General features: G+C 57.8%; 9 protein-coding genes. 5 read left to right on the top strand and 4 right to left on the bottom strand.

The window, feature by feature from the left end:
* Positions 1-55: 55 nt before the first annotated feature.
* Together KUW67_RS14250 and KUW67_RS14245 are read left to right on the top strand one after the other, a co-directional pair.
* Complete coding sequence (locus KUW67_RS14250) at positions 56-1,441, top strand: cytochrome ubiquinol oxidase subunit I (protein ID WP_224825993.1); 1,386 nt, start codon at positions 56-58, stop codon at positions 1,439-1,441.
* Between the two features lie 6 nt (positions 1,442-1,447).
* Entirely contained in the window at positions 1,448-2,458 is a 1,011-nt protein-coding gene (locus tag KUW67_RS14245; RefSeq protein ID WP_224825992.1) for a cytochrome d ubiquinol oxidase subunit II, read from the top strand.
* Between the two features lie 14 nt (positions 2,459-2,472).
* Here the strand turns inward: KUW67_RS14245 and KUW67_RS14240 are convergent, their stop codons facing one another.
* Together KUW67_RS14240 and KUW67_RS14235 are read right to left on the bottom strand one after the other, a co-directional pair.
* On the bottom strand, positions 2,473-3,339 hold the full coding sequence (locus KUW67_RS14240) for a hypothetical protein (protein WP_224825991.1): 867 nt from the start codon (positions 3,337-3,339) through the stop codon (positions 2,473-2,475).
* 120 nt (positions 3,340-3,459) lie between these two features.
* Positions 3,460-4,152, bottom strand: a complete 693-nt coding sequence (locus KUW67_RS14235) for a hypothetical protein (RefSeq protein ID WP_224825990.1) — start codon at positions 4,150-4,152, stop codon at positions 3,460-3,462.
* A gap of 100 nt (positions 4,153-4,252) precedes the next feature.
* Between KUW67_RS14235 and KUW67_RS14230 the strand changes: the two genes are divergently transcribed.
* Positions 4,253-5,314, top strand: coding sequence for a hypothetical protein (locus KUW67_RS14230; protein ID WP_224825989.1), 1,062 nt, complete (start codon positions 4,253-4,255; stop codon positions 5,312-5,314).
* On the opposite strand, the gene KUW67_RS14225 is transcribed toward KUW67_RS14230, so the two are convergent.
* Positions 5,315-5,884 (bottom strand): HEAT repeat domain-containing protein, encoded by a 570-nt coding sequence (locus KUW67_RS14225; protein ID WP_224825988.1) that lies wholly within the window; start codon positions 5,882-5,884, stop codon positions 5,315-5,317.
* A 250-nt stretch (positions 5,885-6,134) separates the two neighbouring features.
* On the opposite strand from KUW67_RS14225, the gene KUW67_RS14220 reads away from it, so the two are divergent.
* Both KUW67_RS14220 and KUW67_RS14215 read left to right on the top strand, forming a co-directional pair.
* On the top strand, positions 6,135-7,178 hold the full coding sequence (locus KUW67_RS14220) for a hypothetical protein (RefSeq protein WP_224825987.1): 1,044 nt from the start codon (positions 6,135-6,137) through the stop codon (positions 7,176-7,178).
* 44 nt (positions 7,179-7,222) lie between these two features.
* On the top strand, positions 7,223-8,767 hold the full coding sequence (locus KUW67_RS14215) for a peptidoglycan-binding protein (protein ID WP_224825986.1): 1,545 nt from the start codon (positions 7,223-7,225) through the stop codon (positions 8,765-8,767).
* An 82-nt stretch (positions 8,768-8,849) separates the two neighbouring features.
* Here KUW67_RS14215 and katG read toward each other — a convergent pair whose 3' ends face one another.
* Positions 8,850-11,060, bottom strand: coding sequence for a catalase/peroxidase HPI (katG, locus tag KUW67_RS14210; protein WP_224825985.1), 2,211 nt, complete (start codon positions 11,058-11,060; stop codon positions 8,850-8,852).
* Between the last annotated feature and the right edge of the window lie 66 nt (positions 11,061-11,126).

Here is an 11,126-nt window from a genome sequence, read left to right as displayed (position 1 = left end):
GTCACCTATCTCAGCCGTAATACATCGTGAAAGAGCAACTAAAAAAGGCCAGATAATGGACACTCTGCTGCTGTCTCGTATTCAATTTGGGGCGAATATCTCGTTTCATATCCTGTTCCCGACCATCACGATTGCCCTTGGCTGGGTGCTGCTGTTTTTCAAGCTGCGCTTTAAAGCAACGGGCGACATGAAGTGGATGGAAAGCTATCGCTTTTGGGTAAAGGTCTTCGCTCTCAGCTTTGCCATGGGCGTCGTCAGCGGCATCACAATGTCGTTCCAGTTCGGCACCAACTGGCCGGGCTTCATGGAGACGGTCGGCAACATCGCGGGGCCTTTGCTGGCCTATGAGGTGATGACGGCGTTCTTCCTTGAGGCGGTGTTCCTTGGCATTATGCTTTTTGGTTTTTCCAAGGTTCCCAGCTGGTTACACACTACTGCGACATTCCTTGTGGCGTTCGGCACGACGATGTCCGCGTTCTGGATTTTGGTCCTGAACAGCTGGATGCACACGCCTGCGGGCTTTGAGATGCGCGATGGTGTGGCTTTTGCGACAGACTGGTGGGCGATCATTTTCAACCCGTCGATGCCCTATCGTTTGGTTCACATGCTTCTCGCCTCAGGTCTGACCGTGGCCTTCCTGCTGGCCGGTATTTCGGCCTTCCGTTACCTGATCGGCGACAAGTGTGAGAGTGTCAAAGCGACCTTGCGTACGGGCGTCACCCTTGGCGCGCTGTTGATCCCGATCCAGATTTTTGCAGGCGACATGCACGGGCTGAACACGCTTGAGCATCAGCCTGCGAAGGTGGCTGCGATGGAGGGCAACTGGGAGACCGGACCGAATGTGCCGCTGGTGCTGTTTGCCATTCCCAACCAAGAAACCCGCTCGAATGATTTTGAGATTTCGATCCCAAATGGGGCGTCGCTGATCCTCAAGCACTCTGCCGATGGTGTTGTCCCTGGCCTGAACGATTTTGTCGAAGAAGATGGCACTATCATGCACCCCCGTGTTGCGCCGGTTTTCTATAGCTTCCGGGTTATGGTTGGCGTTGGCATGCTGATGCTGGTGATGAGCTGGGCCGCTGTCTGGTTCACCCGCAAAAAACGTGGTGGTATCGCCGGTCTTCCCAAGCCGATGCTTTACGGCTTTGTCGCGATGGCCTTCTCGGGCTGGGTGGCAACGCTGGCGGGCTGGTACACCACTGAAATTGGTCGTCAGCCGTGGCTTGTAACGGGCGTGATGGATACGGCATCGGCGGTCGCTGACGTCCCTGCCCCGCTGGTTGCATCGACGCTGATTGCATATCTCGCGATCTATGTGGTGCTCATGTTCGCCTATATCGGTGCGATCTTCTATCTGGCCCGCAAGGCCGCGAAAGGAGAGTCCATCAAACCACGCGTGCCCTCCTCTGGCGGTGCGGCAGTCTCAATCCCGGCGGAGTAAGCGACTATGGACCTTTTTGGCGATCCCGCCGTCTGGCTGCCCTTGGTATTTGCAGGCCTTATGGGTGTGTCGATCCTGATTTACGTGGTTTTGGACGGTTTTGACCTAGGCGTAGGGGTTCTGTTTCCCTTCGCTGAGGACGCAGAGAAAGACCGCATGATTGCGTCTATCGGGCCGTTCTGGGACGCAAATGAAACATGGCTTGTGCTGGCGATTGGCCTGTTGCTGGTCGCATTTCCATCGGCGCACGGAGCCATTCTGACGGCGCTCTACTTGCCTGTGGCGATCATGCTGATCGGCTTGATCCTACGGGGTGTTGCGTTCGAGTTCCGCGTGAAAGCGCCGTTAAAGCACAAGGCCTCGTGGAACAACGCGTTCTTTATCGGGTCGCTGATGACGTCGCTGAGCCAGGGCTTCATGCTGGGCATGTATATCATGGGCTTGCAGTATACTTGGGCGACATTTGCCTTTGCCTGTGTGACGGCAGTGTTTCTGACCGTTGGCTACAGCTTCATTGGCGCGTGCTGGTTGATCCTGAAAACAGAAGAAAAGCTGCAGCTGAAGTCGGTCAGCTGGGCCAAAGGGGGCATCTGGGGACTGATTTTGGGGCTTGGGGCGATCTCGCTTGCGTCACCATTGGTCAGCCCGCGCATCTTTGAGAAGTGGTTCTCGTTCCCGGAAGCGATCTTGCTGGTGCCGTTGCCGATCATGTCCGCGCTGCTTGTAGGCCTGTTATGGGCTGCGTTGCGCAAGCTGCCCACGAAAGACGACAGCTGGGCATGGTTCCCGTTCGTGTGCTCCATCGTGTTGTTCACGCTCAGCTTCTTCGGGCTGGCCTATAGCTTCTATCCTTATGTGGTGCCCGAGCAGATCACGATTTACGAGGCTGCGTCCGCGCCGGAAAGCCTGTTCATTATTCTGGTGGGAACGGTTTTCGTGTTGCCAACGATCATGGGCTACACGGTGCTTGCTTATACGGTCTTCCGCGGGAAAGCGACGGAACTGACCTACGACTGAGGCCGCACGAAAATCTACTTGCGAAAGAGGTTGTTCAACACACCTAAGAACGTTGCCAAAAGACTGAGCAATGTTGCGATGCCGATGGCGAGGGGATCGTTTGCAATCCTCTTGGACCAGGTAGGTTCGATATAGGACGGATTAGCACGGGCGCGTTGCAGCCTCAGGCGGCTATCCTCTTCGGGGGAGGTTGCAATCACGCGCAAGGGGGTGACACCGTCTGGTTGGCTTGGGGCCAGGGTCACAAAAGCATAGGCTGACAAGCGCTTGTCCTGTTCGATAGCCTCTATGGTGATTGCATCCCCCATCGACAGGGTGCCGCTGTCCACCAGCAACGCGTTTGAGCGAAAGAACGGAACCTCGCGGGTCTCATAGCGCCCCTCGCGGAGCAATTTGAGGGTTGCATGCTCGGCGGTTTGCCCCAAAACCACATCCCCTGACAGGCCGAGGCCGCCAGTTTCGGTGATTACAGTATGAGGCAGGCGCAGGATCGTTTCCGGCACAATCGGGATTTCCCCGATGCTGATCTGCCGCTCTGGCGCAAAGCGTATAAGCAAATCAATGGCGTCTGTCGCGCCACTGCGGAGCATAAGTGTCACGTCAGCGGGCCAATCCAGTTCGACATTGCTGATGCGCTGCGCAAGAAACCCACGCCCGCAGGCTTGGTCAAGATCGGCAGCCAGACGCGCCGGGTGGTCCTCTGGCAAACGCCGTTCGGGCAGGCAAAGCAACGCACGGTCAATGTCCCAAACGATTTGGGTATCGGCATCCGTCGTCACTTGTAGAAAATCAGTGGTGACATCCAGAAAAAACGATTTGGGTCGAGGCCAGACGTAATAGACCATAACGCCCAGAAACAGCAGAACGACAAGGCCCGACACCAGCCCAGGGATGCTTGATCTTTGCCCCAATAAGCGCATCGGCGCGCCCACAAGCGAAATCACCCATGGCTTGGAAAGCCGTTTGTGCGCTTTGGGAGGTGGGTACGTCTTTGCCACGGATCAGGGGTCCGCAGGCGGAAACAGTTTGATTGTCGCGGTCCGAGGCGGCGCCGCACGCCCAAAGCGTAGACGTTCGATCGAAACATCAAGCGTGGCCGAAAGTTCTCGCGGGACAGCGAAAACGCATTGATAGTTGAACCCCACACCACGCGCGGTAGTTGGATCACAGGTCATCTCGATTGTCACATCGCCAGAGGTTGCGGCGCCGAAAACACTATCAGCGCGTCCTGCGTTGATGTTGAGCACAAGCTCGACCTGCCCGTCCGCATTGGCCTTGGGACTATCGAGCGCGTTCCAGAGAACGGGGACAAAGGTCTGGGAGATACTGTCGCAATCGCCTTCATGGACAGCAACGCCGCTATTGCTATCGTCAATATTGCTCACGAAATCAGGGTGTTGGGTCGGATAGATAAACTCAACAAGCCCCCCCTCCCAACTGTTAGGCATCTGATAGGGATAAAGGGCATTGTAGCGCCCATTCTCGCCGATCACCCGGACACAGACGGCCTTTCCAGCCCATTCGCTTGAGACATGACTATAGAGACGCGGCACATCATCGGCACGATCCGCACGCGTGTGCACGCCAACCAACCAGTTGCCCGAAATCAGAGCATCCGCGCGGAGGTCATCATTGACCTCGACGATCGGCTCAAGCTGGACCAGAGGCTCCGCAGCAGCAAAACTTGCAAACAAGATGGACAGCGCCGCAGCGCAAAGGTGATAAAGAAATAGCTTTTGAAACATCGTTCTTTTGAAATTGTGACAATTGAATATAAACAAGGATACCCAAAAAATGGCTTTTGTGCACGCGTCAAGATTTCTCCTGTCGGTCGCCGTTTCGATCTTGCTGCTTTTGGGAATGCCGCGCGATGCGGAGGCCACGCAAATCGCGCTTGTGGACAGGGACGTTGGTCACGCGCTTCTCTTCAAGCATCGGGGCAACTGTTACGCGCTCTTGCCCTCACATGTGGCCGAGCGGGACAGCTTCTCGCTTCAGATGCCTTTGCAGAACCTTATCGGAGCCGGCACCGTCTTCTTGCGCGACGCGCAGAGCGATCTGGCGCTGGCCTTTGTCGAGGGCGATGTCATCCAGCGGTGTCTGGACGACTGGAGCAGCTTTCAGACAGATTTGACAACCCTTTTGGACAATCAGAAAAGCGGCGAAATCTTTCGCCTCAGCCCGGAAGGTATCCAAGACAGAACTGCCGGGGATGTGTTCGTGGTCACACCCGATATCGTAGCCGTGCGGACCAGCGATGACCTTGCGCTGGGCGAGATTCAAAAAGGCTCAAGCGGGTCGGTTCTTGAAATCGCCGGGACGGTTATCGGCATTGCCCAGCGCGCACCCAGCGGATCAGAGGCCGTCTTTTACCGGATGGATGAAATCGCGCGACGCCTTGGGAGCGACTTGTCACAAGCCCATCTGAACCATGACGGGCAACAAAGTGGGTTTCGGGTGACCGGGTGGTCAGGCAAGACGGCGTCTTCTGAACCCGACGAGGCAGGCCAAGGCCTGCTGGAGCGTGCATTTGTCACGACGTGGGACGGAAAACCGCAACAGATCGAGATCACGCTGCATCCGACGGAGCCCATTGCGCTGAACAGTATCATTCTGGGAAGCCAGGTCGGGGATCGCACCTCGCAGACCCCGCCCAAGACAATCTCGATCCAAGTGGATGCGGGACCACCGGACGCGCCTTTCTGGCGCAGTGTTGGTGTCAGGGACATGACGCCGCGCGGTGATCTGAAGATCGACATCGGCGGTGTCTTCGTGCGTCGCGTACGGCTGACGATGAATTCGGTCTGGTTTGCAGACCGACCGCTTGTCAGGCTCGACCGTTTGGACGTCGAGTGATCATTCCTTGAGGTCGATGGCCGCGTCCGAGTTGTGGCCACCCGCAAGGAGCTTGCCGCGCAAGACCCCATCAGACCCCAATGTCAGCGCGGCCTGCGCCTTGGTTCCGCTGTTCCCATGATAGTAGAACTGAACTGTCGTGCCCGAAACCCGCAACTGGCACGTCGAGTCGTAGCGCGCGTCCATCCAACACTCTTCGGTCATTTTGCCGATCGGGAAGATGAAATTGCCCACGCGGCCATCATGGGTCCCGCCGACATTGGAAATCCATTGCAAGCCAGAGGCAGATTGTTCGTTCGTCGCTGTCACCTGAAGACGCAGGTTTCCGCCAGCCTCGAAGATCGCAACAATTGCAGAGTTTCGTAGGACCGGGTTTGTGGAGAAGAGTGCATGCTCTTTCGCAATGCGCACCAAGGCGGGATCCTTGGATTTCAACAAGAGCCGCACGGCTTCATACTGGACCCGCGGGTCGGGGTTCTGAAGCGTCTGCTGATACTGCGCAATGCGGTTGGCCCCTGCCATCACCTGCGCCTGAAAGTCCTCAAGCGTCATCTCGGCCTGCGCGGTCACTGCGCTTGGAACTCCCAAAACTGTAGCTGTTAGAATTGCAGCAATACGCATGTTTTTGACGGTTTTTCGCAAAGCGACCCCTTCCCGAATTAACAGCCAATGCTTGCAATGACTCGATTAATCACCAATCATCGTGGAATATTACAAGCTTGGGATCAAGCGACCACATTTGTTTCGGGGGATTTCAATGGGTCGAGCGAGCGTTCTTTTTGCTCTGCTATTCAATGGTGCCTTTGTTGCTCTTGCAGCGATGTTCCTATTGATCATTGGTGCGCCAGACGTGCGCGCGCAGGCGCAGCAAGCGGATCAAACGCAACAGGCGTTTAAGAATTTCCTCGCGCAGGGCGATTACAACAACGCTAACTTCTATTTGCAAAATGGCCTGATCAATCCAGAGCAGTTGGATACCGGCCAGATGTTTTATGACATCCTTCATGCGCAATACTGGCAGACGCTAAACGGCCCCAACCAAAAGGTGGCTGTCTTGCATGACTACCTTGGGAAGCTGAAAGCCTTTGATATCAATCAAGAGATGACCTGCGATTGGCGCAATGGTCGAGTGCAGTCACGGTGCACGTTGTTGAACGATCTGGCGGCCTCCAAATCGGCTGTCACGCTGGCGTTTTTTGCGGATCTCAGGCTGGATCTGAACAAGACCTTTCCCAAGCGCACTGCCGCGACCTTCGACGTGATCCACCGCCTCGGGACGTCTTTCTCTTTGGCGGATATCCAGATGCTGAGCCAGAAGGGGATGATCTTTGGCGACGAGGTTTATGAACCCGTAGCGCTTGCCGCGCATTATGAGATCAATAACACTGTATCGCTGCACAGAAACGTGCCCCGCGGGCAAAGCTTGCAGATGCCCGACAACTACTTGTCGTTGAACCAGCTGAATTTCATGGACGTTCTGATCGTCGCTTTGGGAAACCAGCAGGGCTACAGACAGACCAGCGAGGCCAGCGCACGTGATGCGTTATTGTGCCAATACGTGACATTTGTTGCCGCGCAGATGCGCCCGTCTTTCGACTATCTCGGGTTCGTGTTGTTGAAACGTGATACGTTCCGCGCGGCTCAGATCGGGGAAAGGGTGCGCGCCCGCAACGCCATTTACGAGCCCTTCCCACCTGCATGTGTCAGCCTGATCGCAGGGATGGCGCAAAACCATGCACGTATCAACGACGTCATGTCGCTTTTCGCGGCACGCGGAGATGTCGAGACCGCCAGCTGGCTTTTGTCACTCAAGGCTCCGGCGACGGCCGCAACAGGAGCGACGGGCACCACAATAAATCAGTAACGCATTCGAGCCGCGATTATGCGGACAGACCAAAGGAGATTTTCATGACCACGACATTCAAACGATACATTGGCACGGTCTGCGCAACGGCGCTTTTGGCGACAGGTGCTGTGCACGCACCCCAAAAGGCATCTGCGGACAATGACTTTATCAAAGGGCTTGCCGTTGGCATTGGCGGCGCACTGATTGTGAACGAAGCCAACAAGGCGAACAAGAAACGACAGCAACAAGCCAAGCCGAAGCGCAAGGTCGTCAAGAAAGCGCCAGCGGGTCCTCGTCCGACGATTGCGACCTTCCCGACCACGCGTGATCAGGTGCGGGACTATCAGGCGCGGCTGAATTCAATGGGTTTCAATGCAGGCGCACCGGACGGGCTATACGGAGGCAAGACGCGCACAGCGGTGACGCAGTTTCAGACGTCAATTGGAGCGGCGCCAACGGGCAAGCTGACAGAAAGTGACGCCAGCATCCTGTTCCAACAAAGCAATCAGATCGCAACCGGATTGGCGGCCATGGGAACAGCCCCCGCAATGCCGCAGAACGGCCTTGCACCCGCGCCCAACGCGGCTGGTCAGATAGTCGCGGCTCCGGCACCTGCATTCCCAACCGTCGGAGCGGTCGGGCAGACAGCACCAGCCGCCACACCGACCTTCCCAGCTTCAACTGCACCCGCACCGGGTCAGCTTGCTGCCGCACCAGGCACGGCTTTCCCAACCCTCGGCGGAACATCACAAGCGGAGCCTGCGGCGAACCCTGCCTTCCCAACGACGGGTGCGGTCACACCAACGGCTCCGGCTGCGAACGCACCGGCATTTCCCCAAGTTGGGGGCGCTCCTGCGGGGACCTTGGCTGCTGCACCGGGCGCGGTAGCACCGACAACGACCTTTCCGGCCTTGGGCACGGCAGCCGTGGCTGGTGCCGCAGTCGCAACAGCACCCACCTTTCCAAGCGTAGCTGCGCCACAACCGCAGGACACCGGAAATGCGGCCCTCGCGCTGGCCGCCGCACCAAAGGTAGAGTTGCCCCAGCAAGAGATCGAGAAATTCTCGATCCTTGGTCTGGCGACAGGCCAACCGCTGGACGATGCGTTAAGCACACTTGCGACCGAAGGCTATGGTTCATGCGAAACGATTGGAACGATCACACATTGCGTGACCCAGGCTGGCAGTAATCAAGACATCGTTTCGCTTCATGCGATGGTTATGCAGGACGGCTCGAAACAGGTTGCCGCTCTGAGCCGTCGGATTGAGTTTGGTCAACAGATGCCCAAAGCCCAACTGGCTACGATGATGTCAGATCGCTATGCGAACTTGCTGGCTGCGCCATCTCATATGATCGCGACGGCAGACTGCATGGGTCAGACACAGCTGGTGCAAGCCAGTGCGTCAGGCCTTTCCGAGGATATCATGTCCGAGGACAATCCGGCGCTGGCGGGCCTGATTGATAATTGCGCCCATTTCTCTCGCATCGTGTTTGGAGAAAACACCGGCGAAGCGACGGTCGATAACCTGAGCATTTTCCTGTTTGATGGCGGCATTTTCGCGGCGAGCCCGAACCGTCCAACAGGGGCGGCGGCGATTAAGTTCTAAGCTCTGATAGACAGCCGTCTCGGCAAAGAAAAAGGGCGGGGGCTTTGCGGCCCCCGCCCTTTTCGTTTGTCCATGAGTGGACTTATTTCAGATCGAAGCGGTCCAGTTCCATAACCTTGGTCCAGGCCTTGACGAACTGGCCAACGAAGCGTTCTTCGGCGTCGTCCTGCGCGAAGACTTCTGCAATCGCGCGCAGTTGCGAGTTGGAGCCGAAGAGCAGATCGACACGGGTGCCGGTCCAGACCGGATCGCCGGTCTTGCGCGAGCGGGCTTCAAACACGGTCTCGCTGTCGCTGACGGCTTTCCACTCGGTCTCCATCGAGATCAGGTTGCGGAAGAAGTCATTGGACAGCGCGCCCTTGCGGTCGGTGAAGACCCCGTGAGAGCTATCTTCGTGATTGGCACCCATCACGCGCAGACCGCCGACAAGCACCGCCATTTCCGGCGCAGACAGCGTCAGAAGTTGGGCACGGTCGACCAGCAGTTCTTCCGCCGAGACGGAGAAGTCTTCGGCAAGGTAGTTGCGGAACCCGTCGGCTTTCGGCTCTAGCGGCTCGAAGCTTTCGGCATCGGTCTGCTCTTCGGTCGCGTCCATCCGGCCCGGTGTGAAAGGCACTTCGATGTCGTGACCTGCCGCTTTCGCAGCCTGCTCAACACCGACACCACCGGCCAGCACGATCAGATCAGCGAGCGAGATTTTCTTATCGCCCGATGCGCTGCCGTTGAACGCGCTTTGCACGCCTTCGAGGGTCTCAAGGACCTTTGCCAGCTTGGCAGGCTCGTTCACCTCCCACCCGTTTTGAGGGGCCAGACGGACACGTGCGCCGTTGGCACCACCACGACGGTCAGAGCCGCGGAAGGTCGAGGCCGAGGCCCACGCGGTGGAGACCAGATCAGACACGCTTAGACCTGTCGCGGCGATATCGGCCTTCAGCTTGGCGATGTCCGCGCCATCCACGAGCGGATGATCGACAGCGGGGATCGGGTCCTGCCAGATCAGATCTTCATCGGGGACGTCCTTGCCCAGATAGCAGACCTTGGGGCCCATATCGCGGTGGGTCAGCTTGAACCAAGCGCGGGCGTAGGCGTCTGCAAACTCGTCGGGGTTGGCGTGGTAGTGACGCGAAATCCGCTCGTATTCTGGGTCCATGCGCAGCGCCATATCGGCGGTTGTCATCATCGGCTTGTGGGTCTTGGACGCATCATGCGCGTCCGGCACCAGCTTGGCGGATTCAGGATCCTTCGGGTGCCACTGATGCGCACCTGCGGGGCTTTTGCCCAGCTCCCATTCGAACCCGAAAAGCGTGTCAAAGTAGCTCATGTCCCAAGTCGTTGGTGTTGGGGTCCATGCACCTTCGATACCTGACGTGATCGTGTCGCCGCCCGAGCCAACACCGTGGGTGCTGAGCCAACCGAAGCCCTGATCCTCAATTGCGCCGCCTTCCGGCTCGACACCGACCAGCGTTGCATCCCCGGCACCATGGGCCTTGCCGAAAGTGTGACCACCGGCGACCAGAGCGACAGTTTCTTCGTCGTTCATCGCCATGCGGGCAAAGGTTTCGCGAATATCGCGGGCCGAGGCCACAGGATCGGGATTGCCGTTGGGACCTTCGGGGTTCACGTAGATCAGACCCATCTGGACAGCCGCGAGCGGGTTGGCCAGTTCACGGTCGCCGGAATAACGCTCGTCGCCCAGCCACTCGGCCTCGGTGCCCCAGTAGATGTCTTCTTCGGGCTCATAAATATCAGCGCGACCACCGCCGAAGCCAAAGATTTTCAGACCCATGGATTCCTGCGCGACGTTACCGGCGAGGATGAACAAATCCGCCCAAGACAGGCTGTTGCCGTATTTCTGCTTGATCGGCCACAGCAGGCGGCGGGCTTTGTCGAGGTTGCCGTTGTCGGGCCAGCTGTTGAGCGGCGCAAAACGCTGGTTGCCAGTGGACGCGCCACCGCGACCGTCAGCCGTGCGGTAGGTGCCTGCCGCGTGCCATGCCATGCGGACCATGAAAGGGCCGTAGTGACCATAGTCAGCGGGCCACCATTCTTGGCTGTCAATCATCAATGCGGTGAGGTCCGCCTTGACCGCATCGAGGTCCAGCTTCTTGAAGGCTTCGGCGTAGTTGAACTCTTCCCCAAGCGGGTCAGAGGCCGGCGCGTTCTGGTGCAAAATGCGCAGGTTTAGCTGGTTTGGCCACCAGTCTTTGTTGCCACGTCCTGCAAATGTGGTGTGCAGGGTTGTGCCGTGCATCACGGGGCATTTCCCACCGGTTCCGACGTCATTTCCGTCCATGTTTTGCTCCTCAAGTCGCTATATGTGTTCGGGTCAAGCAGCGCTGCAGACGCTCTTTGCACCGCC

This window comes from Cognatishimia sp. MH4019, from assembly GCF_020177595.1.
Classification (GTDB): domain Bacteria; phylum Pseudomonadota; class Alphaproteobacteria; order Rhodobacterales; family Rhodobacteraceae; genus JAHTBL01.
This window is presented reverse-complemented; position numbering and strand designations above follow the sequence as displayed.

Bases quoted from the DNA above. Each gene is read 5' to 3' on its own strand.
- KUW67_RS14250 (WP_224825993.1), top strand. From the start codon at position 56: ATGGACACTCTGCTGCTGTCTCGTATTCAATTTGGGGCGAATATCTCG.
- KUW67_RS14245 (WP_224825992.1), top strand. From the start codon at position 1,448: ATGGACCTTTTTGGCGATCCCGCCGTCTGGCTGCCCTTGGTATTTGCA.
- KUW67_RS14230 (WP_224825989.1), top strand. From the start codon at position 4,253: ATGGCTTTTGTGCACGCGTCAAGATTTCTCCTGTCGGTCGCCGTTTCG.
- KUW67_RS14220 (WP_224825987.1), top strand. From the start codon at position 6,135: ATGTTCCTATTGATCATTGGTGCGCCAGACGTGCGCGCGCAGGCGCAG.
- KUW67_RS14215 (WP_224825986.1), top strand. From the start codon at position 7,223: ATGACCACGACATTCAAACGATACATTGGCACGGTCTGCGCAACGGCG.
- katG (WP_224825985.1), bottom strand. From the start codon at position 11,060: ATGGACGGAAATGACGTCGGAACCGGTGGGAAATGCCCCGTGATGCAC.